Here is a 23648-nt window from a genome sequence, read left to right as displayed (position 1 = left end):
CCGTCAGTCCCCGTAGGACGCGAGCGGGCGCACCACGATGTGCCCGCCGTCGCGGGCGCCGGGGCAGCGCGCCGCCCAGTCGAGGGCGACGTCGAAGTCCGGCACGTCGATGACGAAGTAGCCCCCGAGCACCTCGCGGGACTCGGCGAACGGCCCGTCGGTGACGATCCGCTCGCCGGTCTCGCTGACGCGGACCGCGGCGGCCGTGGTGAAGTCGGCGAGCGAGTTGCCGCCGACGTGGACGCCGGCGTCCTTCATGGACTGGTCGAACCGCATCCAGTCCTCGGGCGTGCTGCAGCCGGTGGGCTCACCCTCGGCGTCGAGGCCGGCGTTGATCAGCATCAGGTACTTCACGGTGTCCTCCGGTGTGTCGGTTGCCGTACGCGAGCACTACGAACGGCCGGCGCCGCCTTGGACACCCTCGCCGAAGATTTTCTCATGTCAAGAAACTTTGACACGATGTCTGGTTTGTTTTACCTTGGCGAAGGTGACCCACGAAGAGAAGAACGCCTGGATCCAGGGGCTCGCCGCGGTGGTGAGCTACGCGGTCTACCTCGTCCTGGTGCTCGGCCGGGCCGGCGGGCGGCCGCTGGCCGAAGTCCCGTACGTCGCGACGCTGCTCTGGACGGTCGGCGCGTCCATCGCCGCGGCGATCGTGCTGAGCATCGTCGCCGCGGTGGTCTCGAAAGACGGCGAAAAGGACCAGCGCGACCGCGAGATCGGCCGGTTCGGCGACCACGTCGGGCAGTCGTTCGTCGTCATCGGCGCGGTGGCCGCGCTGCTGCTGGCGCTGGTCGAAGCGCCGCACTTCTGGATCGCCAACACCGTCTACCTGGCGTTCACGCTCTCCGCGGTGCTCGGGTCGGCCGCCCGGATCGCCGCTTACCGCCGGGGTTTCCAGCCGTGGTGAAACCGACCCGCGTCACGAACTCGATCCGCGCCCTCCGGTTCGCCCACGGCCAGATGACCCAGGCCGACCTCGCCGCCCGGATCGGCGTCACCCGCCAGACCGTCATCGCGATCGAGCAGGGCCGCTATTCCCCCTCGCTCGAGATGGCGTTCCAGCTCGCGCACGTGTTCGGCGTCCCGCTCGAAGAAGTGTTCCAGTACCCGGAGGAGTCCTCGTGAAAGCGATCGTCCAGTCCCGCTACGGAAGTCCCGGCCTGCTCGAGTTCCGCGACGTCGACAGACCTTCGCCCGGTGCCGGCGAGGTCCTCGTGCGGGTGCGCGGGGCCGGCGTCGACCCGGGCGTGTGGCACCTGACCACCGGGCAGCCGTACCTGCTGCGGCTCCTGGGTTTCGGGTTCAGGCGGCCGAAGCAGCCGGTGCGGGGCCTCGACTTCGCCGGCACCGTCGAAGAGACCGGCGACGGCGTGACGCGGTTCCGGCCGGGCGACGAGGTGTTCGGCGTCGGCAAGGGGTCCTTCGCCGAGTTCGCCGTCGCCGAGCAGGACCTCGTCGCGGCGAAACCCGCGCGCCTGTCGTTCGAGCAGGCGGCGGCCGTCCTGGTCTCCGGCGGCACCGCCCTGCAGGCTCTGCGCGACGCCGGCGACGTCCGGCCCGGGCAGCGCGTCCTGGTCATCGGGGCGGCGGGCGGCGTGGGCTCCTTCGCCGTCCAGCTGGCCAAGGCCTTCGGCGCGCACGTCACGGGACTGTGCAGCACCGCCAAGACGGACCTGGTCCGCACGCTCGGCGCCGACCACGTCGTCGACTACACGCGCGAAGACTTCGCGGCGCAGCGGTACGACCTGATCGTGGACACCGCGGGCCTGCGATCGCTGACCCGCCTGCGCCGGGCGCTGACCCCGCGCGGGACGCTGGTGATCGTCGGCGGCGAAGGCGGCCGCTGGTTCGGCGGCATCCAGCGGGTGCTCTTCGCGGCGCTGCTGAGCCCGCTGGTGCGGCACCGGCTGCGGGGGCTCATCGCCCGCGAGCGCGGCGCGGACCTCGAGACCCTGCGGGAACTGATCGAAGCCGGGAAGGTCACGCCGGTGCTCGACCGCACCTATCCCCTCGCCGACGCCGCCGCCGCGATCGGCCACCTCCACGCGGGGCGCGCGGCGGGCAAGGTCGTCCTGCTCCCCTGAACCCCGCGGCCGGTCAGCGGAAGGCGTCCGCGTGGGCCGCAGCCCAGTCGGCGAACGTGCGGGCCGGGCGGCCCGTGATCTCGCGGACGTCCGGGTGGACCGTCGCCTCGTCGAGCGTCCCGCCGGCGTAGAAGTCCCAGAACGCCTCGACGTACGCGGCCGGCATGCTCGCCTCGAGCTCCGCGCGCGTCTCGTCGCCGGTCAGCCCCACGAAGCGAAGCTCCCGTCCGAGCACTTCGGCCAGCACGGCGACCTGCTCGGCGGGACGCATCGCGACCGGCCCGGTCAGTTCGCCGATCCGGCTTTCGTACCCGCCCTTCAGCGCTTTCACCGCCACCGCGGCGATGTCGGCCGGGTCGACGCACGCGGCGGCGACGTCCGGGAACTGCGCGCGCACGGTGTCGCCCGCGCGCAGCTGCGGCAGCCAGCGCAACGCGTTCGTCATGAACGCGCGCGGCCGCAGGAACGTCCAGTCGAGGCCGGACGCGCGCACCGCGCGTTCGGCCAGCGTCATGTACCGCGAAACCGCGTTGTCCAGGTTCTCGAGCGCGGCCGAACCGCCGGACAGCAGCACGATCCGCCGCACGCCCGCGTCGCGCGCCCGCGCCAGCATGCCGGGCATGTCCTGGTAGCCCGGCAGGAGGAAGACGCCTTCGACGCCCTTGAGCGCGTCGCCGAGGCCGGCGGGATCGTTCAGGTCCCCCACCGCGGCCTCGACGCCGTCCGGGAGCACCGCGTCCGGCCGGCGCACCAGCGCCCGGACCGGTTCACCCGCTTCCTTCAGCGCCGTGACCACTTCCGAGCCGACGTTGCCGGTGGCACCGGTGACCAGGAACATGTGCGAACCCCCCAAGGATCGTCCTGGACCCACCGTAGCGCCACCGGCCGCCACGTCAGCCCTGCGGCAGGTCCTCGAACTCGACGACCTGGCGGACCTCCACCTCGATCTCCAGGTCGAACAGCTCGGCGTAGCGCCGCGCGAACTCGACGGCTTCCGCGAGGTCCGCGGCGTTGATCAGCGCGAACCCGCCGATGACCTCCTTGGCCTCGGCGAACGGGCCGTCGGTCACCCGGATCGCGGCGCCGCGCGGCTTGCGGACGAGCGCGCCCTTCTCCGACTTGTGCACGCCCTCCGCGGTGATCAGGATCCCCTTCTCCGCCGACTCCTGGACGAACGCGCCCATCTTCGCCATGAACTCCGGGCTGGGGTTCCACGCCTGCGGGTCGTTCTCGTCGATCCGGTGCATCATGAGGAAACGCATGGTCCTGCTCCCTGGTCGTACGGGCCGGGGTCCGGTGCCTTCCGGACGCGATGACCGGCCTTCACCCCCGCGTCGATCGGCCGCGCCCGGCCCTCGACATTTCTCCCGGACATTTTCCCGGGCAGAGTACTGTGACCCGCGTCACCGTCGACCGGAGGTGCCCGGATGCCCGTCGTGCTCGCGATCGGAACGCGCAAAGGCCTGTGGCTGGCGACCAGCCACGACGACCGGAAGACCTGGGAGGTGAGCGGCCCGCACCACCCGATGACCGACGTCTACGCCGTGGGCATCGACACCCGCCGCGCCACGCCGCGCCTGCTCGCCGGGGTGACCAGCGAGCACTTCGGGCCGAGCGTGGCCACCAGCGACGACCTCGGCGCGACCTGGGACGAGCCGGACCACGCGCCGATCGCGTTCCCGCCGGACACCGGCGAATCCCTGGCCAGGGCGTGGCAGCTGGTGCCCGGCCCGGCGAGCGAGCCGGACGTCGTCTACGCCGGCACCGAGCCGTCCGCGCTGTTCCGCTCCACCGACGGCGGCCGCACGTACGAGCTGGTCCGCGGCCTGTGGGAGCACCCGCACCGCGAACACTGGACGCCCGGGGGCGGCGGCAAGGCCGTGCACACCGTGCTCCCGCACCCGGCCGAGCCCGGCCGCGTCACCGTCGCGATGTCCACCGGCGGCGTCTACCGCACCGAGGACGGCGGCGAGTCGTGGCGGGCGAGCAACACCGGCATCAAGGCCGTCCACGTGCCCGACCCGTACCCCGAATACGGCCAGTGCGTGCACAAGGTCGCGGCGCACCCGGCCGAGCCGGACCGCTTCTACGCCCAGGTGCACCACGGCGTCTACCGCAGCGACGACGGCGGCGAGACCTGGCAGTCCATCGCCGACGGGCTGCCCAGCGACTTCGGCTTCCCCGTCGTGGTCCACCCGGGCCGCCCCGAGGTGATCTACACGTTCCCGCTGGTCGCCGACGCCCTGCGGTTCCCGCCGGACGGCCACTGCCGGGTGTACCGGAGCGAGGACGCCGGGAAGTCGTGGGAAGCGGTCGGCGCCGGCCTGCCGGACGGCTACTGGGCGGGCGTGCTGCGGGACGCGATGTGCACCGACGACGCCGAGCCGGCCGGGGTGTACTTCGGCTCGCGCTGCGGCGACGTCTACGCCAGCCGGGACGAGGGCGACAGCTGGCAGCTCGTCGCGGCGCACCTGCCCGACGTGCTCAGCGTCCGCGCGGCGACGGTGTGACCGTGCGGGTCACCGTGCTGCTGCCCGGGACGCTGCGGGAGAAGGCGGGCGGCGAGGCGAAGCTGGCCGTCGAAGTCGGTGAGCCGGCCACGCTGGGCGCCCTGCTCGACGCGCTCGCGCAGCGGTACCCGGCGCTCGAACGGCGGCTGCGCGACGAGCAGGCGGGGCTGCGCCGGTACGTCAACTTCTACGTCGACGGCGAGGAGTGCCGCGCCCTCGGCGGCACCGGCGCCCGGCTCCGCGACGCCGCCGAGGTGCAGATCATCCCGTCGGTCGCGGGAGGCTGAGCGCCTCAGCCCGGCGCGCGGTGCCCACCAGCGCCAGCGCGAGCAGCCCGGCACCGAGCCCGGCCACCAGCCACCACACGCCGTGGGCGGTGCCGGCCAGCGCGACGCCCAGCGTGGTGCCGGTCTGCCGTCCGGTCGACGCCAGCGAGGCGGCCACCCCGGCCATCGAACCGGGCATCCCGGAGACGGCGGTGTTCGTGATCGGCGGGTTGACCGTGCCGAGGAAGACGCCGAACAGCAGGAAGACGGCGAGCACCAGGGGCAGCGGCGTCGCCGGGCCGAGCCACGCGGCCGCGGCGCCGCCGAGGGCGAGCGCGCTCCCGGCGACGACCAGCGGCCCGCGCGGACCGTGCGTGCCGACCAGCCGTCCGGTGCGCGGCGACAGCACGAGCACCAGCAGCCCCACGGGCAGCAGGCACAACCCGGCGGCCAGCGGCGTCAGGCCGCGGACGTCCTGGAGGTACTGGGTGGCGGTGAACAGGAAGATCCCGAACCCGCACAGGGCCAGCACCGCCATCACGATCGCCGAGCTGAAGGCGACGCCGCGGAACAGGTGCAGCTCCAGCAGCGGGTCCGTGCGGCGCGGTTCGTGGACGAGCAGGCCGGCCACGCCGAGCGCGGCGAGCGCGAACAGGCCGAGGACCAGCGGCGACGTCCAGCCCAGCGGCCGCGACTCGATCAGCGCGTAGACGACGCTGCCGAGCACCACGAGCACGAGGAGCTGCCCGAGGGGGTCGAACCGGCGGGCGCGCGGCGCGCGGGACTCGGGCACGAACAACGCGGTGGCCACCAGTGCGGCGGCGACGATCGGGACGTTGACCCAGAACACCGCGCGCCAGCCGAAGCCGTCGACGAGCGCACCGCCGAGGATCGGCCCGAGCGCCAGCGCCAGCCCCGACATCGAGCCGAACACGCCGATCGCGCGGGCGCGTTCGGCCGGGACGGGGAAGGTGGTGGCGACGATGGCCATCGCGACCGGGTTGAGCATGGTGCCGCCGGCCGCCTGCAGCGCGCGGGCCGCGATCAGCCAGCCGATGCCGGGCGCGAGGCTGCACAGCAGCGAACCGAGCCCGAACGCGGCGAGGCCGCACTGGAAAACCCGCTTGCGCCCGAACCGGTCGGCGGCCGACCCGGCGAGCACGAGGAACCCGGCCAGCACGAGCGTGTAGGCGTCGACTGTCCACTGCAGACCGGAGACGGACGCGCCGAGGTCGCGGCGGATCGCGGGCAGGGCGACGGTGACGATGGAGATGTCCATCACGACCACGACGATGCTGGCGCAGCAGACGGCCAGCACGAGCGCGGGGCGATGAGCGGTCGGAACGTTCATGCGATCGACGCTAGGATTTAGAGCGTGCTCGAAGTCAAACCGCCGATCCCCGCCGAGGGGCTGACGATCGCGGACGCGGCCCGCTACACCGGCGTCAGCGCGCACACGCTGCGCTACTACGAACGAGCGGGCCTGGTGGTCACGAAGGTCGACCGCACGAGCGGCGGCCGCCGCCGCTACCACAAGCTCGACCTGGAGTGGATCAAGATCTGCACCAAGCTCCGGGCCACGGGCATGCCGATCAAGACGATCCGCCGCTACGCCGACCTGGTCGCCGCCGGCCGCGGCAACGAGCCGGAACGCCTGGCGCTGCTGGAGGAGCACCGCGCGGAGGTGCTGGCGAAGCTGGCCGAGCTGCAGGAGAACCTGCAGCTGATCGACCGCAAGATCGGCGTGTACCGGGGCCGCCTGGAAGCGGGCGACGCGGACGGGCTCTGGGCGCCGGGGCAGGCGTAGAACCGCCCATCGGGGACGATTGACAGCAACCGCACAGCTTCCGCACAAGGCAGGACAACCTCGCGGCGGCAGGGTGAACCCCATGAACCCCACCTACGAAGGCCGCCCGCTGCCCCGGCCGCGTGACGAGGTCGTCGACCAGGGCCTCGGCTTCGACATCGGCACCCTGCTCAGCCGCCGCCGGGCGCTGTGGTTCCTCGGGCTCGGCGCGGCCGGTGCCGTGCTGACCGCCTGCGGGACCTCGGCCACCACCACGTCGGCTTCTTCGACCGCGACGGCGTCGGGCGAGATCCCGGACGAGACCGCGGGTCCGTACCCCGGCGACGGCTCCAACGGGCCCGACGTGCTGGAGCAGAGCGGCGTGGTCCGCTCGGACATCCGGTCCAGCTTCGGCACCGGCAGTGGCACCGCCGAAGGCGTCCCGATGACGCTGGAGCTGGTGGTCGCGGACCTGGCCAAGGGCGGTTCGCCGTTCGCCGGGGTCGCCGTGTACGTCTGGCACTGCGACCGCGAAGGCCGGTATTCCCTTTATTCGCAAGGGGTCCAGAACGAGAACTACCTGCGTGGCGTCCAGCTCGCCGGCGCCGACGGCCGCGTGCGCTACACCAGCGTCTTCCCCGCCTGCTACGACGGCCGGTGGCCGCACATCCACTTCGAGGTGTACCCGGACCAGGCGTCGATCACCGACAGCGCGAAGGCGATCGCGACGTCCCAGGTCGCGCTGCCGCAGAACGTCTGCGAAGCGGTCTACGCGCAGCCCGGGTACGAAGCGTCGGTGTCCAACCTCCGGAAGGTGAGCTTGAGCAGCGACAACGTCTTCGGCGACGACAGCGGCGCGCTGCAGCTGGGCACCGTGACCGGCGACGTGACCGCCGGCTACACGGTGACGCTCAAGGTCGGCGTCGACACCACGACGGCCCCGGCGGCCGGCGGCGGCCCGGGCGGACCGCCGCCCTCGCGCTAGCTGCCGGGCTTGAGCTCGTCGAACAGCTGCTGCAGCTGCTCGGGGATCTCGCCGCCGAACACGCTCTCGATGAGGACCGACTCGTCGACGGGGTTCGCGCTGCGCGTGAACATCGCTTCCTCGTAGCCGGCCAACGCCTCCTCGACCGGGTACGCGGCCAACGCCTGACCGAGTTCGGCGCCGTCGAGCATGGCCAGGTTGGCGCCTTCGCCGTTCGGCGCGGTGAGGTGGGCGGCGTCGCCGACGAGGGTGACTCCCGGCACGCGCTCCCACCGCACCCCGGCCGGAAGGGTGTGGTGCGGGCGCAGCACCGGCCCGGAATCGGCGTCGGTGAGCAACGCGGTCAGTTCCGGGGCCCAGCCCTCGAACTCCGCCGCGATCCGGGCGGCGGCCGCGGCGGGGTCGCCGAAGTCGATGGCGTCGAACCACTCCAGCGGCCGCTCGAGTTCGACGTAGGCGTGCAGGGTGTCGCCACTTTCCCGGTGTGCGTTGATGCCCTGCCCCGGCGTGGGCCCGGCGACGAACATCGACCCGCCCCCGACCGCCTTCGCCACGGCGGCGTGCCGCGTGTCGGCGTCGAAGAGGTAGGTCTCCACGAAGGAAGTCCCGGCGTACTCGGGGGTTTCGGCCGTCAGCAGCGGGCGCACCCGCGACCAGGCGCCGTCCGCGCCGACGAGCACCGCGGCCTCGACGCTGGTCCCGTCGGCGAAGACCACCTCGTTCCCCGGCCGGACCCCGGCGACCTTGTGTCCCCAGTGGACGGTGCCGGGCGGCAGCGAGTCCAGCAGCATCCGCCGCAGATCCCCGCGCTGCACCTCGGGACGGCCGCCGGAACCGTCGTCGGCCTTCTCGAACACCAGCTTCCCGCTCGCGTCCAGGACGCGCATCGCCTGACGGCCCTCCAGGATCAAGCCCCGGAACTCCGTCATCAGCCCGGCGGCCTCGACGGCGAGCCGGCCGTTGTAGTCGTGGATGTCGAGCATCCCGCCCTGCATCCGCGCCATGGGTGAAGCCTCGGCTTCGTAGACGACGGCTTCGATGCCGTGGACGTGCAGCACGCGGGCGAGGGTGAGTCCCCCGAGCCCGGCGCCGATGATCGTGACTGGGGTGCGCATGGCGGCTCCTTCGCTCTCTGGAATTACGTTCCAGAGAGTGCCGGGGACCGCTGGCAGGCGACGCACACCGCCCTGGCAGGGGTCTGGCAATACTGCCCCGAAGGGCACCCGGTTGCTCCCTTTGGGCGGACCCCGTGCCTCCTCCCCTCCTCCCGGAACCGCAGGACGATGGCGGCCGAACGATCGGGGGAACCACCATGGCGCTGACCGTGACCTTCTCAGGCAAGACGCCGGTGAGCACCGGGGCCACGTCGTACTACCAGGTCTGGACCTACACCGTTCAGGCGTCGTCGCTCGGCGAGCTCGCGGGCAACCAGCGGATCGCGCTCGCCCTGCCCGCCGCCGTCGATGTCCAGGACCCGCGCCGGTACCCCGACGTCGGCGCGCTCGGCGGCGCGTTCCTGGAGAAGGACGCCGCGGGCAGCCGCCAGTACGCCGGGAAGGTGGTCGGGCTGCCCGGGACCACCCAGACGATCTCCTTCGTCGCGCCGGCGGCGCAGGCGGACCGGGAGCTGTTCCTCGTCGGGGCGAGCGGGGCCGGCCGGCCGTGGACCGTGCTGCCGTTCGCCGCGGGCGGCCCGGTCGCGAACTCGCAGGCCCTGCCGGCGCCGTCCGCCGCCGTCCGGGTCGGCACCGGACGGCCGCTGGCCGAGTTCACCGGCGCGCTGCCGTACGCGAGCGAGTCGTTCGGCCTGATCCAGCCGTTGCTGGGGTGGCGGTCGCAGCGCACGGTGGCGCGCTTCGCCGAGGCGCTGCGGCGCGCCGACGACGCCGTGCTCGCCGGCCTGTCCCAGGTCGTCACGCCGCGGGCGAGGTACGTGCCGCCCGTCATCCACCTCGAGGCCGCGTCGGCGGGCGAGACCCTGGAGCTGAAGACCGGCGACGCGCCGGCGACCGCCGCCTACCACCCGATGATCGCCTCGGTGCTGGCCGACCTGATCCAGGCGCGGATCAAGGACAAGGACCCGCGCGACCCGGCGACCTGGCTGCCGCTGCTGTCCCGCGCGAGCCTGGACACGATCCTGGCCACCGAGGTCTCCCCGGTGCTGTTCAGCCGCGCCGCCACCGTCGAGCCCACCGACGAGGCCAAGCGCCGGGCACTGGTCGAGACCATGGCGGCCAAGGAGTCCGTGGTCGCCGGGCTGCTCGGCTACCTCGCCGCGCAGAACCTCGTGCCGACGCTGGCCGATCTGTTCACGCCACCCAGGCAGGGCGAGTTCGACACCTCGCAGTACCGCGGGCTGCAGCGGATGCTCGACCCGCTGGAGAGCGCGAGCCGCGCCGAGGCGCTCAACCGGGTCAGCCTCTCCCCGGTCGGCATCGTGCACCTGTTCCGCCAGTACTTCTTCGAGTTCGACACGTTCCTCGGCCCGCCGGTGCAGCACGTCTGGCTCAGCCCGGGCAGCTCGCTGGAGCTGATCGAGTCCCAGACCCGGCGCACGCTGGTCGAGCGCGTCGTGGAGGAAGGCCAGGAGCTCACGCAGAGCCGGACCGGCGAGAGCAAGGTGGACGACGAGGTCTCGACCGCGGTCAAGGACGAGAACGAGCGCAACACCAAGCTCGGCTTCTCGGTGTCGGCCAACCAGCGGTGGGTGTGGGGCGACGCCAACGAAACCGCGACGATGGACATGAGCGACACCCAGAAGCAGGCGCGGGAACAAACGCACAAGCAGATGCGCCAGCAGAGCGAACGGCTCAGCACGGAGATCAAGCGCAGCTTCAAGACCACGTTCCGCACGGTCACCGAGACCACCGACACCTCGAGCCGCCGCTACGTCCTCGCGAACAGCACCGGCAAGCTGATCAACTACGAGCTGCGCCGCAAGATGCGCCGCGTCGGCGTGCAGGTGCAGGACCTCGGCACCCAGCTGTGCTGGCAGTCCTTCGTGGACGACCCGGGTGCGGCGCTGGGGCTGGCGAAGCTGGTCCACCTCGCCGCGCCCCCGGACGCGGCCGCCGTCGCGCCGGCCAACGAGCTGCCGATGCCGGAGGACTACACCGAGGACGTCACCGTCCAGTTCGGCTACCCGTTCAACGGCTACATCCGGCCGGTCGGCGGGGGCGGGACGGGCTTCTGGATCGCCGACGTCGAGCTCACCCCGAGAGACGGCTACGAACCGGCGAAGGTCGGCGAGGTGCGCTGGACGGCGAGCACCGCCGCGGTGAAGCTCAAGCTGGGCCGCAAGCCCGAGGACGCGCCCGAAGGCACGCCGGTCCCGAAGCAGCCGGCGCTGTCGGTGTTCCTCTACAACGCGCACGGCGAGCGGAACGAGCTCTTCGCGTTCACCGTGCCCGTGACCTACCGGGCCACGGACGAAAAGCGCAAGCAGGTCACCGACCAGAACAAGCTGCTCGCCGCGAAGCGGGACCTCGAACTGGACCAGAAGCAGCGCGAGGCGTACCTCAAGGCGGCGCAGGACCGGGTGGCCGCCGCCAGCAAGATCCAGGTCCGCGACTACGACGTGCTCCGCGAGGAAGAACGCGTGGTGGTCTACCGGCGGCTGCTCGAACAGCTGATGCGGATCGACGGCAGGCGGCCGACCCAGCCGGAGCTGCTGCACAAGCTCGCCGAGCTGATCAACTCGATGTTCGACGTCGAGGCCATGCTGTACTTCGTGGCGCCCGAGTGGTGGCGGCCCCGCCTGCACGAAGCGCACCCGACCTTCGCCCCGGAGCTCGACCGGCTGGGCGACCCGAGGCTCGAGACGCCCGGCGGCGGCCCGGCGCTGGACCCGTCGCTCGCGACGGCCGTCGACCACATCGTCCGCGACAGCCCCACCGGCCTCGACGACCACACCGTCGGCTGGGCCAACGAAGGCGACATGAGCCGGCGCGACAACTACTTCATCACCGCGGACTCGGCGCCGGCCCGGCTGGGCAGCTCCCTGGGCTGGCTGCTGCAGCTCGATGGCGACCACCAGCGCAACGCGTTCCTCAACGCGCCCTGGGTCAAGGCGGTCGTGCCGATCCGGCCGGGCAAGGAGCTCGCGGCGCTGAACTGGCTGTCCGACCCGAGCATCGAGGGCGCGACCGGCCTGGACGACCTCTACCAGCCCGCCACCGACGGCGAGAGCACCCGGATCCTCGCCGCGCTGCGGGCCCACCCGTGGTCCGATCCGGCGCTGGTGACCCGCTACCGCGACCTGACCCCCGCCGGGCTGACCATCCGCGACGTCCTCCGCTACGTGGCCGTCACCGTGCTGGCCAAGCACGAAGCGGGCACCGAGGTGGTCACCGAGCAGCTCGAACCCGGCGTCACGCTGAACTACCTGCGCCCGGACATGGTCTACGAGAAGGGCTTCGACCCGCTGGAGAAGGGGTTCAAGGCCGAGAGCGAGCAGGGCTACGAGGTCTTCGACCAGTGGGTCGAGGTCCTGCCCACCGACCAGGTCGCGGTCGTCGAGGTCGAGTACGACCCGAAGACCGGGCAGCAGGTCTAGTGCTCACCCTGAGGGACGTGACGGCCACGACGTGGACGACGCTGACCAACCCGCCCACCGGCCTGGCGGTGCCGGTCGAGCCCAGCGCCGAGTGCCTGCGCGACGTGCCCACGTGCAAGCTCCAGACCGCCAACCGGAAGGACGAGCTTCCCTTCCTGGCCCGGAACCGGAACTGGGATCCGCTCCCGCTGCCGGACATCACCAAGCCGATCTCCTGGCCGTTCCTGAAGCCGTCGCTGTTCCGGAAGGCGGCGTTCGCGAAGTGGGACGTCCTCGACCTCGACTTCGTCCGGCAGCCGGCCGCCCGCTACACGGTGAAGGTCTACAGCGTCACCTACGACGGCAACGAGCTGCCGCCGCGGTTCGTCGCGGTCGCCGTCCCGGAGGGCCTGGACACCGCGAAACCGCCGCCGTTCCTGGTGCACTACAAGCACATCCCCGGCCAGGACGAGACGGCGCACCTGTTCACGCACTTCCGGCCGCTCGGGTTCGACTGGCTGTACTACGACATCTGGAGCTGGTGGGTCTACAACGCGCGGTCGCAGGCCGACGGCACGGTCAAGGTCGACATGCCGTTCCTGTCGCCGCAGCAGGGCACCTTCGGGTTCCCCTACCAGCTGCGGCACGCGAACAAGCCGTACGTGATCGTGCTGCCCCAGATCAGCCGGGTGTTCGACCAGGCCACCCAGCAGCTGCGCGACTACCAGCTGTACTCGGCGGCGACCCTGCGCACGATCCTGCTCGCGATCCAGGGCGACGTCACGCAGGTCCACGACGACACCCTGTCCCACGTCGCGATCTCCGCCAACAGCAGCGGGTGCAACGTCGTCGCGAAGTTCCTCACCGACAACGTGGCCGCCGCGAAACGGGATCCGAGGGTCGGGACCTTCATGAAGGACGAGTTCAACGAGCTCTTCGTCTTCGATCCGCCGGAGGGTTTCGCCGACCCCATGATCGCCGCCGCGGGCGGGTGGTCGAAGCTGACGAGCGGGCGCGGCACGTTCAAGGGCAAGAGCGTGCGCTTCTACACGCATTCCTTCCCGGCGACCACGACCGCGCTGACCGGCGGCAAGGCGAACCCGTTCAAGCGCGGGAAGAACGGGCTGGCGGAGTCCCCCGACAAGCGCGTCTCGGTGGCGTACTTGCCCTTCGACCGCGACGGCGACGACGTGTGGCAGCAGACGTACGACGAAAACCTGCCGGACGGCCGCCTGCGTGTGAACAATTTCGCGTTCGTGCACCACGCGATCCCCGCGCTCTGCCTGACCGACGCGGCGGCGCGCAGCCTCTACGTGTGAGATCGGCGTCGTCTACGGTAAAGGGCCGGACGACGAGCACGGCGACGGCAGGATGACGGGTGAAGGAACGCGAGCTGCGGCGCCGCTGCCGGCGGTTGCTGAACGAACTGGGCATCCGGCCGCCCCTGGACGTCGCCGAGCTGTGCCGCAGCGTGGGTGAGCAGCGCGGGCGGCCGATCCGGCTGATCGCGCACCGGATCCCGGTGCCGGGTCCGTTCGGCGCGTGGATCGCCACCGAGCGGGCCGACTACATCATCTACCAGCGCGACACCAGCAAAGCCCACCAGAGCCACATCATCCTGCACGAACTAGGCCACATGCTGGCCGGGCACCACGCCACCGCGGAGGACGACAGCCTGGTCACCGGCCTGACGCCGCCGGGGCCGCCCCCGGACCTGACGCCAGAGCCGGTCCGGCGGGCCCTGCTGCGGACCTCCTACGACACCGACCACGAGCGGGAAGCCGAGACGGTCGCGACGATCATCCTGGAGTGGGCGTCCGTGCTGGACCTGGTCGCGCCGGCGTCGTCGGACGAGGACACCGCGAAGCGGATCGAGAACGCGCTGGGCGAACGGCTGGGGTGGCTGTGAACAGCAAGATCGCACTGCTCGTCGTCCAGGGCGTCATCCTCTACCCCGCCCTGCTGTGGAAGCTCTACCAGCTCAGCCGGGCACCCGAGGACGTGGCGCGCTGGATGGTCACCGCGTGCCTGGCCTGCTTCGCGGCGTCGTTCCCGTTCGGGCTGCTGGCGGGGGACGTGAACCAGCCGGACCCCGGGGTCATCGTGCCGCTGCTGTTCCAGCACGTCTTCCTCTGCGGGCTCGTCTACTCCCTGATGTGCTTCTTCCTGTTCTCGGCCCTGCCGTCGGACCGAGCCCGGCGGCGGGCGTGGCAGGAAGCCGTGCCGCTGGGCACCACGATCCTGGTGATGGCGGCCGTGGCGGTGCTCATGCCCGGCGGCCCGCCCTCGACGTACCCGCGCGCCGGCGTCTCGGTGTTCTACCTCGCGGCCGACCTGTACCTGACGTACGGCATCGCGAGCGCGTGCTTCCTGGCGCGCCGCTACGCCCGGGGTGCGGCGCCCCGGCTGTCCCGCGGCCTGCTGATCGCGTCGGTGGGCTTCGCCTTCGGCGCGGTGGGCGGCGCGACGCTGGTCGCGGTCGTGCTGGTGCACTGGGCGGGCGCGGCGATCCCCGCGCTGCTGGTGCAGGCCACGGTCTTCCTGGTGTTCCCGAGCGCGATCCTGCTGGTGATCGGCCTGTCCTACCCGGGCGTCGCCACCCGGCTGGCGGCGACGCGCGTGTGGTGCCGGCACCTGCGCACCTACCACCGCCTCGGTCCACTGTGGACCCGCCTGCACGAGGCCTTCCCGGAGGACGCGCTGAGCCGCACCCCGCTGAGCCCGTGGCGCGACACCCTGAGCGTGCTCGGCGTGCACCGCCGCTACTACCGGCGGGTCATCGAATGCCGGGACGGGCTGGTGCGGATCAGCCCGTACCTCGCCCACCTCCCGCACGACGGCCCACTGGCCGCGCGGCTCACCGAAGCGCTGCGCGCCCACGCCCGCCGCGAGGAGGTCCCGGATTCGGGGATGCCGGTCGCGGTCCCGGAAGGCGGCGGCCTGGACGACGACGTCCGGGAGCTGGTCGCGCTTTCGGAGTCGCTGCGGACCGTCGCCGTGTGACGCGGTAGGTCATTCGTTCGCGCCGGGGAGCGAGCAGCTACTCCAGATCGGAGGCGGGCTACGCACTCATCTGCCATTCGCGGTGGCACACGACCATCCTGACCACCCGAACCGACGTACCGCTAAGTTCGCACCCATGCCGGAATCGATCCTCGATGCCGTCGCCGTGGCACTCGCGACGCAGAGTGCGCCTGCGACAGTCAGAGCACGCCGCCACCGGGCGAGGGTCACGACAAAACCGGTCTTCGACGACTTCCGATTCGAATTCAGCCGCGCCGAAAACACAGCTCGACGAAATCAACGGAAAATCTTCCTCAAGTCCAGCAGAAAATTGCTTGCACAAGCAAGCAATTGCCGACTTCCAGACTTCCTGCACGAGCATTCGCGCAAGATAAAAACCACTCACGCCCATGACAGGCGGTTCACGCCCGGAGATTCCACCCCCAACGCAACCCAGCCAACGATGAGACCCAGACTTCACGCGTTCATCCCAAAAGGCTAAAAGACTCACCCGAACAGGCGTACGACCCTGTCACCCCAATAAGATATCACAGATCCGACCAACGACCGATGATCAGCACAAACCGTCCCGAACAACGGATCAAGGAAGCGCTACGGCAAGCGAGTGGCCACTGTTGTCGCGCGCCACGACCCCCCGATAACCTGAGAGGCCAACCGATTCGACCACCAGGGAGCACGATGAAACTTCGACTGATCGGCGGATCCGGGTGCGGCAACGGCCCTTGTCCCGCCGTTTACGAAACCGAGAACGACACACTCGTGATTCAGGGGTTCCACGTCGACCCAGGTCGCGCCGAACTGGACTTACCCCCAGGTGAAGACGCCGTCGAAATACCGCGATACATTCTAGAACACGCACTCGGACGCTGACGGCGCAATGGCCGCCTGACCTCAGGCGGCCTACCAAAAGGAGAGATACCCATTATTCTGAACATGGATCAATTCGGAAAGTTCTTCACGGAATTTACGAAGTCTGCAACCCGAATTGAGACACTTCCCGTGTACACCGTTGAGGAAGAGAGCGAGAACTTCGCGCACTACTTGTCAGGCAACCCCTTGCCACCCGATCGCAACAGCGAGTGGGCAGAAAACATCAAGAAATGCACTGAAGACGGTAAGTACATGGGGCGCGTGCACATCATCGATCGCACATTGACGCCGTACTTGCAGTTTGAAATTGACTGGTACTACGCCGTCAACGGCGCAGCCGGAGAAGATATCCGGTTCATCTTTCGGGACGACGTGCCCAACCTCGTTCACACGGACACCTGGCTGTTCGACGACGAGACCGTGATAGACCTGAGCTACGACAACGAAGGTCGACTGCTTTACGTCAACCAGAACGACGACCCCGTACGCTTGGAACAGGCCCGGGCTGCATGGAAGGCCTTCTACGCGAAATCATTCCCGCTGGCCCAACTTCTATCCAACATCCGGAGCAACAACCTCACGGTTCCACACGGTTGACCATCGCCACAGGGACCTCACCGGAGGCGAGGCATGGCCACCGAAGAGAGCGCACGAACCCATACGACCTTTGTGATCAACGACCAGGTAAACGGCTATCCCGCGCGTTCGGTGACGACCGAGGCGACCGGTGAAGAACTCAGTCAGCTGGTGCAGCGCGGATACCTGGTACGCAGAGGTGTACTGCCCGCGCATGTCGTGACCGAACTGGCAGACAGCGTGCACCTCCTGGCAAAGTCGGAGGAAGGAAAACGTGGCGCAGAATGGGTGGAGAATGAAAGCATATATCTTCGTCGGCTTTTCGATAAAGATGCGGCTTTTCACCAGCTACTGCGCCTTGAACCAGCCCTCTCGATATCTAGAATATTGCTCGGCCCCCAAGTCTGGATTGACCTGGAGGCACGAATGCATTACCCAGGAAGTCCGGATGTTGCAGTACCTTGGCACAATCATCTTCCGGTTATTCCAGAACCTCTGCCGGCCTTCTTCAGCTATCCACACCAGATACATTGCCTGATCTATCTGGATCGCGTATCCGAGCCAGAAGGGGCACTGTGCCTACTGCCCGGATCACACACCCGGACCGGCCTGCGGATCCCACTGGGTGACCAGAGTGATTACAACGACCAAGTAGAGTTGTTCTTCGAAGCGGGCGACGCGGTGCTCATCCACGGAAACCTTTGGCACAAGACGAAGCCGTCGACCACAGCGGCAGGCCACCGACGGTTGCTGCTACTTGGGTACGTTCCATCCTGGATCCGGGGTGACATCGGGCAGCACGGCGTCGCAGCCGACAAACCACTGACAGCAGAACTCGCACGGAACGCGAGCTGGGAACTGAAGGAATTACTAGGCGAGTTCAACTGGTGACGATGGTGTCGAATCACAAAGTCCGGTGCAGGTTTCGCCCTTTGGTAGAGGCCGACCTCGCCGTCTTCGAGCAAGCCTACGCATCACGTAGCGACACCGGCGAGTACCAGTGGTTCGGCCACAGCCCACCTGGACGCGGCCTGGTGGAAATGGGCGCACTGGGCAGCGAAGGCGGACGCCTCACAGCCGTGGCCACCGACGATGATCGCGTCATCGGCAGCGCCTTCTGGTTTCGCCGAATCTGGGGACCACCGGAAACATCGTGGTGCTGGGAGATCGCATTGCACATTCACGCGGTCGAACGCGGCCGCGGATTCGGCACCGAGTGCATCAGGCTCCTGACTCGTTACCTGTTCGATCACACGTTGACGCAGCGAATTCAAGCCATCACTGATGTCGAGAACGTTGCCGCACAGCAGATGCTCGGACGTATCGGTTTCACCGGGGAAGGCAAGCTCCGAGCGGCGCAATGGAGAGAAGGTCGCTGGCACGACCAGCTTATCTATTCATTGCTCCGCCACGATTCCGTAGTCATGCCTGTAACCGAAGATGGACACGGACATGCCGGAACCGGATAACCACGGGTACGACAACACTCGCTCGCAGGTTTCCGGCGACGCAAATGAGGTCGTCCAAGCACGCGACGTTTCTGGCGGAATTCATTTTCATTACGGAAGCGGAGGCCGCGCGGGCCTGCCACTGCAATTGCCTAGAGGTGTCAGAGTCTTCATCAATCGCTCCTCTGACTTAACAGCCCTCGACGAACTGTTGCTCGATGACGAAGACTTTGTGGTGTATGTGATCGCCGGAACTGCCGGCGTCGGTAAAACCTCACTCGCATTGCATTGGGCACACCGGGCCCGCGCTGAATTCCCGGACGGGCAACTGTACATCGATCTGCGGGGATACGACCCAGGGCCACCCGTAACAGCTGACCAGGCACTGGAGCGGTTCCTTCAAGCCATCGGAGTACCCGCCGCCGCGGTGCCGAACGATGTCGAGTCGAAGTCGGCGCTCTACCGCTCGATCTTGGCCGACCGACACATGCTTGTCATCCTCGACAACGCCGGAACCACCGCCCAAGTCCGCCCTCTGCTCCCGGGATCCGGACGCAGCCTCGCCATCGTGACCAGCCGCAGTCATTTGACAGGGCTGGCAATTCGGCACGGAGCCAGGCGCAGAACCGTCGAAACCCTCACTGAAGCCGAGGCCATTCGCCTGTTGACCGAGACCACAAAGGACTACCGGTCAGGCGACGACCCAGCGGACGTCGCCGAGCTGGCGCGTCTGTGTGCGCACCTGCCGCTTGCCCTGCGTCTCGCCGCGGAGCGCGCCGCAAGTCGCCCCGGCATGCCACTGAGCAGGCTTATCGCAGATTTGCGCGACGAATCGGTGCTGTGGAGCACGCTCTCGACCGGAGATCCGGACGAGGCCGAAGCGGTACATACGGTGTTCGCCTGGTCTTACCGGGCGCTACCGGAGGAAGCGGCGCGAATCTTCTGCCTGCTCGGACTCCACCCGGGAGGTGAATTCAGCGAAAGCGCTGCCGAGGCCTTGGCCGGGGGCAATGGCCGCGAGGTGCGCAGCGCGCTCGACATCCTCGCCGGTGCGTGCCTGATCGAGCCCAGCGGATTCAGCCGGTACCGGTTCCATGACCTCCTCCGCGCCTACGCCGTCGATCGTGCGCAGTACGAGATTCCTCAAGAGGAGCAACTCGCAGCCGTCGAACGTGTCTGCGACTGGTACCTGCGCACTGCTTACAACTGCGCACTCGCGAGCGCGCACGATACGACTCTCCTTTTCACGCTCGATCCAGCGCCCGAGCTAAAGGTTCCCGAGTTCGCCGATCACGCTCAGGCCGCCCAGTGGTACATGGAGGAGCGTTTCAATCTCGAGGCGACCGTGCGGGCAGCAGCCGGTACCCGGCTCCTCCAAACGGCTTGGCGTCTGGCTGCGGTCCTGGAGCGGATCTACGCCACACATAACCATTTCAACGATTGGCGCTCGACGTCATTGATCGGTCTCAGCTGCGCTCACGAACTGGAGCTGCAGGCCGAGGAGGCCGCGATGAGCGAAAGTCTCGGCCGGCTCTGCCGCATGACGATGCGGCTCGACGAAGCAGTCACTCACCATGAGAACGCCATCGCCACCTATCGTGAGCTGGGCAGCACTTCGAGTGTCGTGAAAGGCCTCAACGGTCTCGCCTGGGTACACCTGTTCCGACATCAGCTTGCCGACGCGCACCGCGAGCTGTCCGAGGCGCTTCCCCTGGCCCGAGGCCAGCGCGATACAGCCTGGCTCGCCACGATTCTCTACAGCATCGGTTATACGTGCGCACAAATGAGGCGGCTCGATGAGGCCGACGATCACCTCACAGAGTCACTGGAACAGTTTCGCGCTCTGGGCGATCGTCTCTACGAGTCAATGGTTTTGACCGCCTTCAGCTATCTGGCACGTGTGCGCGGTAATGCCGAATCCGCGCTGGCCATCGCGGCAGAGGCAGTCGGTATCAGTCGCGAGATGGCCAACCAGCTGTGGGAGGCAACCGCGTTGCTGTACTTCGGTAAAGCACAGCGCGCGGCCGGCGACGTGGACGCGGCGATTTCGTCGTTCCATGCAGCTGCGGTGATCTGCCGTCAGAAGGGCGATCGCAGCAGAGAAGCGATGGCCATCGAGGGAACCGGCCAAGCTTACAGTGACCTTCAACGGTACGAAGACGCCATCGATTTCTACCGCCAGGCGGTCGCCACCCACCGTCAGCAGGGTGACAAGTGGAAGCTCGCCAAGAACCTCGCCCAGCTCGCTCACGCGCTGAGTAGCGTCGGCGACCGAGCGGAAGCGGCCGAATGCCGACAGGAAGCTCTGACAATACTAATCGAGTTTACCGACGAGAAGGCCTTGGCGCTGCGGTCGCGTCTTACGGCCGAAAGCGATGTTCTTTAACGTCAGGCCCGGCACCTCAGACGTGTCGGCGAGCACCGGACGTCGGCAATTTCAAGCCTTCGGTCCATGGACAGTCACCGCATGGAGTGCCGGCGTAGTACCGCGCCGCGACACGGCCAGCGTGACGCGGCAGGTCAGTCCGTCGGCGGCGCGCTCATCGCCGCCGCCAGGAAGGTGATCGCCCAGCGCCGGGGTGCCTCGCCGGTGTCCGGAGCCGGGCAGTCCGGGGCCGGCTGGTGGTGGACCTCCGCGCGGTCCACGGCCACCACGGCGAGGATGCCCCGCATCCGGAACCACAGCTCCTCCGGGGCGAGGCCGGGCAGCGCGCGCCCGAACGCGGCCACATAGCGGTCGCGGACCGCGTCCTCGGCGGCGCCCATCCAGGTGCGGACCTCCTCGGCCGGGTCGCCGAGGATCGTCATGATCAGCCGGGACGTGCGGGCGCCGCCCTCGTCGCCGGCCGGCATCCCGTCGAACAGCGGGCCCACGAACGCCGCCACCAGGTCGGCGACCGGCGGGTCCGCGGTCTCGGCGAGCAGCCGGTCGAGCCCGGCGTTCTGCGCGGCGTTGATCGGCTCGATCGCGCGGCGGGCGACCGCGGCCAGGAGGTCCGCCTTCGAGCCGAAGTGGTAGCCGACGGCGGCGAGGTTCGCGCCGGCGAGGTCGGTGATCGCGCGGACCGAGGTGCCGTGGAAACCGCGCTCGCCGAAGAGGTGTTCGGCCGCGTCCAGGATCTGGGTGCGGGTGTCGGCCATGCGCGTACTATACAGACGTTCGATTAAAACGAACGTATGAAAGGGCTGCCATGAAGCTGCTCGTGTACGGCGCCGGGGTCACCGGCAGCCTGTTGTCCGCACGCCTCCACGACGCCGGGCACGACGTCTCGCTGCTGGCCCGGGGCGAGCGCCTGGCGGCCCTGCGCCGGCACGGCGTGCAGCTCGCCGAAGGGAACAGCCCGGTGGTCCGGCGGGTACCGGTGCCGGTGGTCGAGCACCCGGACGGCGGGTACGACCTGATCGCCGTCCTCGTCCGCACCCACCAGGTGGACGCGGTGCTGCGGTCGCTCGCCGGCGTCGGCGGGGACGTGCTGTTCCTGCTCAACTGGGCGGCCGGCGCGGAACCGCTGGGCGCGGTGATCGGCCCCGAGCGGGTGCTGCTCGGCTTCCCCACCGACGGCGGCACGCGGGACGGCGACGTGGTCCGCTACCGCCCGGCCAGCTTCCTGACCCGCATGACCCCGATCCCGATCGGCGAACCCGACGGCCGCGTCACCCCGCGGCTCGAACGAGTCGTGCGCACGTTCCGCACCGCCGGGATCAGCGCCAAGGCCGAGCCGCGGATGGACGCCTGGCTCAAGACGCACGCCGCGTTCGCGGTGCCGCTCGAGCAGGCGGTGCACGCGGCGGGCGGCCCGGTGGCGCTGGCCGCCGACCCGGCCGCCGTCCGCGCGATGGTCCGCCTCATGCGGCAGCACCTGGCCGCCTTGCCAGCCCCGCCGGTCCCCCGCGGGTTCGCCGCGGTGCGGACGCTGCCGGAAGGACTTCTTGTGGCCTTGCTACGACGCTTCTTGCGGAGCCCGACGGCCGTCTTCAGCGGTCTCGCGAGCGCCTCGCCCGCGGCGACCGCCGAACTCGAGCGGATGGCCGAGCAGATGCGGGCGCAGGCGAAGTAGCGACGGTCAGCGAGCGAGCCAGGGCGCGAGCAGCTTCTCCAGATCGGCGTCCGACAGCGCCCGCGGGCCGCCGTGGAACTCGTGCCACCGCGCCGCGTCGCACGCGGCCGTGTACTCCACCTCGAACGCGCGCATCAGGACGTACATGAACGTCACCGAGCTGAACCGGTCGCCCAGCAGCGTCCGCGCGCCGCGCGCGACGTCCGTGGCGCCGGTGAAGTCCGCGAGCCGAAGCTCCTCCGCAGCCGGGTCCAGCAGGCTGGGGGCATACATCACGACGATTTCTCCATCATAGAAACGAAACTCAGCCTTCGGCGGCGAGCTGACCACAAGCGGCGGCGATCTCCTGACCCCGCGTGTCCCGCACCGTGCACGCTACTCCGCCGGCGTTGACCAGCCGCACGAACTCCCGCTCCACCGGCTTCGGCGACGCGTCCCACTTCGACCCCGGCGTCGGGTTCAACGGGATCACGTTCACGTGCACCAGCTGACCCAGGTGCTGCCGCAACCGGCGAGCCAGCAGCTCCGCCCGCCACGGCTGGTCGTTGATGTCCCGGATCAGCGCGTACTCGATCGACACGCGCCGCCCGGACGTGTCGGCGTAGTACCGCGCCGCCGAGAGAACCTCGTCCACCGACCAGCGCTCGTTCACCGGCACCAACGTGTCCCGCAGCTCGTCGTCCGGCGTGTGCAGCGAAACCGCCAGCCGCACCTGCATCTTCTCGTCGGCGAGCTTCCGGATCGCCGGCGCGAGGCCCACGGTCGACACCGTGACCGACCGCTGCCCGATCCCCAAACCACCCGGAGCGGGGTCGGTGATCCGCCGGACCGCGGCGACGACCCGCTTGTAGTTGGCCAGCGGCTCGCCCATGCCCATGAAGACGATGTTCGACAGCCGCCCGGGGCCGCCCGGCATCGTGCCGTCGCGCATGACCGCGGCCGCCGAGCGAACCTGGTCGACGATCTCCGCCGTCGACAGGTTGCGGTCCAGACCGCCCTGGCCGGTCGCGCAGAACGGGCAGGCCATGCCGCAGCCGGCCTGGCTCGAGATGCACAGCGTCGCGCGGTCCGGGTAGCGCATCAGGACGCTCTCCAGGAGCGTGCCGTCGTGCGCCCGCCACAGCGTCTTGCGCGTCGCGCCGCCGTCGGCCGCCAGCGCGCGGACCTCGGTCAGCAGCGTCGGCATCAACGACTCGACGAGCCGCGAACGGGACGCCGCCGGGATGTCGGTCATCTCCGCCGGGTCGACCGTCAGGCGGGAGAAGTAGTGGTTCGACAGCTGCTTCGCCCGGAACGGCTTCTCCCCCAGCTCGGCCACCGCTTCGGCGCGCTCGGCCAGCGTGAGGTCGGCGAGGTGGCGCGGCGGGAGGCCGCGCTTGGGGGCGTCGAAGACAAGGGGGAGGGCAGTCATAACCGGTCCAGTGTCCCACGCCCCCGAAACCGCCGCCCCGCCCGTCCCGGCCGGGTGTCCGCCGGGTCACACCCGGGCTCGGTAGCCTCGCGG

General features: G+C 69.5%; 25 protein-coding genes. 17 read left to right on the top strand and 8 right to left on the bottom strand.

All coding sequences use genetic code 11. From position 1 onward, the window contains the following. Positions 1-3 precede the first annotated feature (3 nt). Entirely contained in the window at positions 4-354 is a 351-nt protein-coding gene (locus EIY87_RS06070; protein ID WP_125306621.1) for a YciI family protein, read from the bottom strand. Between the two features lie 133 nt (positions 355-487). Between EIY87_RS06070 and EIY87_RS06065 the strand changes: the two genes are divergently transcribed. The 3 genes from EIY87_RS06065 to EIY87_RS06055 are packed head-to-tail and all read left to right on the top strand — an operon-like array spanning position 488 to position 2087. Beyond that, positions 488-910, top strand: coding sequence for a hypothetical protein (locus tag EIY87_RS06065; protein ID WP_125306620.1), 423 nt, complete (start codon positions 488-490; stop codon positions 908-910). After that, a complete protein-coding gene (locus tag EIY87_RS06060; protein WP_125306619.1) occupies positions 904-1128 on the top strand; it encodes a helix-turn-helix transcriptional regulator in 225 nt (74 codons plus the stop codon). The genes EIY87_RS06065 and EIY87_RS06060 overlap by 7 nt, the downstream gene beginning before the upstream one ends. Continuing rightward, positions 1125-2087: an NAD(P)-dependent alcohol dehydrogenase gene (locus EIY87_RS06055; protein WP_125306618.1), complete on the top strand. Its 963-nt coding sequence runs from the start codon at positions 1125-1127 to the stop codon at positions 2085-2087. Before EIY87_RS06060 ends, EIY87_RS06055 begins: the two co-directional genes overlap by 4 nt. Before the next feature lie 13 nt (positions 2088-2100). On the opposite strand, the gene EIY87_RS06050 is transcribed toward EIY87_RS06055, so the two are convergent. After that, positions 2101-2925: an NAD(P)H-binding protein gene (locus EIY87_RS06050; protein ID WP_125306617.1), complete on the bottom strand. Its 825-nt coding sequence runs from the start codon at positions 2923-2925 to the stop codon at positions 2101-2103. Between the two features lie 55 nt (positions 2926-2980). Then, positions 2981-3349: a YciI family protein gene (locus EIY87_RS06045; protein ID WP_125306616.1), complete on the bottom strand. Its 369-nt coding sequence runs from the start codon at positions 3347-3349 to the stop codon at positions 2981-2983. A 165-nt stretch (positions 3350-3514) separates the two neighbouring features. Here EIY87_RS06045 and EIY87_RS06040 point away from each other — a divergent pair, with 165 nt between their 5' ends. After that, positions 3515-4597: an exo-alpha-sialidase gene (locus tag EIY87_RS06040; protein ID WP_125306615.1), complete on the top strand. Its 1083-nt coding sequence runs from the start codon at positions 3515-3517 to the stop codon at positions 4595-4597. Between the two features lie 2 nt (positions 4598-4599). Continuing rightward, complete coding sequence (locus EIY87_RS06035; protein ID WP_125306614.1) at positions 4600-4884, top strand: MoaD/ThiS family protein; 285 nt, start codon at positions 4600-4602, stop codon at positions 4882-4884. On the opposite strand, the gene EIY87_RS06030 is transcribed toward EIY87_RS06035, so the two are convergent. Beyond that, on the bottom strand, positions 4859-6214 hold the full coding sequence (locus EIY87_RS06030) for an MFS transporter (protein WP_125306613.1): 1356 nt from the start codon (positions 6212-6214) through the stop codon (positions 4859-4861). The two genes, EIY87_RS06035 and EIY87_RS06030, sit on opposite strands and share 26 nt — an antisense overlap. Before the next feature lie 24 nt (positions 6215-6238). On the opposite strand from EIY87_RS06030, the gene EIY87_RS06025 reads away from it, so the two are divergent. Both EIY87_RS06025 and EIY87_RS06020 read left to right on the top strand, forming a co-directional pair. Continuing rightward, positions 6239-6670: a MerR family transcriptional regulator gene (locus tag EIY87_RS06025; RefSeq protein WP_125306612.1), complete on the top strand. Its 432-nt coding sequence runs from the start codon at positions 6239-6241 to the stop codon at positions 6668-6670. 82 nt (positions 6671-6752) lie between these two features. After that, positions 6753-7634: an intradiol ring-cleavage dioxygenase gene (locus tag EIY87_RS06020; protein WP_125306611.1), complete on the top strand. Its 882-nt coding sequence runs from the start codon at positions 6753-6755 to the stop codon at positions 7632-7634. On the opposite strand, the gene EIY87_RS06015 is transcribed toward EIY87_RS06020, so the two are convergent. Beyond that, positions 7631-8749 carry an FAD-dependent oxidoreductase gene (locus tag EIY87_RS06015; RefSeq protein WP_125306610.1) on the bottom strand — a complete coding sequence of 373 codons (1119 nt, stop codon included), beginning with the start codon at positions 8747-8749 and terminating at the stop codon, positions 7631-7633. The two genes, EIY87_RS06020 and EIY87_RS06015, sit on opposite strands and share 4 nt — an antisense overlap. 197 nt (positions 8750-8946) lie before the next feature. On the opposite strand from EIY87_RS06015, the gene EIY87_RS06010 reads away from it, so the two are divergent. The 9 genes from EIY87_RS06010 to EIY87_RS05965 all read left to right on the top strand — a co-directional run bounded on the left by EIY87_RS06010 (position 8947) and on the right by EIY87_RS05965 (position 20472). Beyond that, positions 8947-12189, top strand: coding sequence for a hypothetical protein (locus tag EIY87_RS06010; protein WP_125306609.1), 3243 nt, complete (start codon positions 8947-8949; stop codon positions 12187-12189). Positions 12190-12206: 17 nt separating this feature from the next. Beyond that, positions 12207-13487 carry a hypothetical protein gene (locus EIY87_RS06005; protein ID WP_125306608.1) on the top strand — a complete coding sequence of 427 codons (1281 nt, stop codon included), beginning with the start codon at positions 12207-12209 and terminating at the stop codon, positions 13485-13487. Between the two features lie 59 nt (positions 13488-13546). Beyond that, the gene (locus EIY87_RS06000; protein ID WP_125306607.1) at positions 13547-14077 is read left to right on the top strand and encodes a hypothetical protein; all 531 of its coding nucleotides are present in this window, start codon (positions 13547-13549) and stop codon (positions 14075-14077) included. Next, positions 14074-15171 (top strand): MAB_1171c family putative transporter, encoded by a 1098-nt coding sequence (locus EIY87_RS05995; protein ID WP_125306606.1) that lies wholly within the window; start codon positions 14074-14076, stop codon positions 15169-15171. The genes EIY87_RS06000 and EIY87_RS05995 overlap by 4 nt, the downstream gene beginning before the upstream one ends. Before the next feature lie 136 nt (positions 15172-15307). After that, positions 15308-15673 carry a hypothetical protein gene (locus EIY87_RS05990; RefSeq protein WP_125306605.1) on the top strand — a complete coding sequence of 122 codons (366 nt, stop codon included), beginning with the start codon at positions 15308-15310 and terminating at the stop codon, positions 15671-15673. 452 nt (positions 15674-16125) lie between these two features. After that, on the top strand, positions 16126-16659 hold the full coding sequence (locus EIY87_RS05980) for a DUF6879 family protein (RefSeq protein WP_125306603.1): 534 nt from the start codon (positions 16126-16128) through the stop codon (positions 16657-16659). 33 nt (positions 16660-16692) lie between these two features. Further along, complete coding sequence (locus tag EIY87_RS05975; protein ID WP_125306602.1) at positions 16693-17529, top strand: phytanoyl-CoA dioxygenase family protein; 837 nt, start codon at positions 16693-16695, stop codon at positions 17527-17529. Between the two features lie 2 nt (positions 17530-17531). After that, complete coding sequence (locus EIY87_RS05970) at positions 17532-18107, top strand: GNAT family N-acetyltransferase (protein ID WP_125306700.1); 576 nt, start codon at positions 17532-17534, stop codon at positions 18105-18107. Continuing rightward, a complete protein-coding gene (locus tag EIY87_RS05965; protein WP_158641284.1) occupies positions 18091-20472 on the top strand; it encodes an ATP-binding protein in 2382 nt (793 codons plus the stop codon). The genes EIY87_RS05970 and EIY87_RS05965 overlap by 17 nt, the downstream gene beginning before the upstream one ends. A gap of 134 nt (positions 20473-20606) precedes the next feature. On the opposite strand, the gene EIY87_RS05960 is transcribed toward EIY87_RS05965, so the two are convergent. Next, positions 20607-21227 carry a TetR/AcrR family transcriptional regulator gene (locus EIY87_RS05960; protein WP_125306600.1) on the bottom strand — a complete coding sequence of 207 codons (621 nt, stop codon included), beginning with the start codon at positions 21225-21227 and terminating at the stop codon, positions 20607-20609. Positions 21228-21277: 50 nt separating this feature from the next. Between EIY87_RS05960 and EIY87_RS05955 the strand changes: the two genes are divergently transcribed. After that, positions 21278-22144, top strand: a complete 867-nt coding sequence (locus EIY87_RS05955) for a ketopantoate reductase family protein (protein WP_125306599.1) — start codon at positions 21278-21280, stop codon at positions 22142-22144. A 6-nt stretch (positions 22145-22150) separates the two neighbouring features. On the opposite strand, the gene EIY87_RS05950 is transcribed toward EIY87_RS05955, so the two are convergent. Continuing rightward, on the bottom strand, positions 22151-22417 hold the full coding sequence (locus EIY87_RS05950) for a hypothetical protein (protein WP_191983968.1): 267 nt from the start codon (positions 22415-22417) through the stop codon (positions 22151-22153). Between the two features lie 31 nt (positions 22418-22448). Beyond that, a complete protein-coding gene (rlmN, locus tag EIY87_RS05945; RefSeq protein WP_125306597.1) occupies positions 22449-23555 on the bottom strand; it encodes a 23S rRNA (adenine(2503)-C(2))-methyltransferase RlmN in 1107 nt (368 codons plus the stop codon). Positions 23556-23648: the final 93 nt, after the last annotated feature.

The organism is Amycolatopsis eburnea (assembly GCF_003937945.1).
Classification (GTDB): domain Bacteria; phylum Actinomycetota; class Actinomycetes; order Mycobacteriales; family Pseudonocardiaceae; genus Amycolatopsis; species Amycolatopsis eburnea.
Note: the sequence above shows the minus strand (reverse complement) of the source record. Positions and strands in the feature narration are given on the sequence as shown.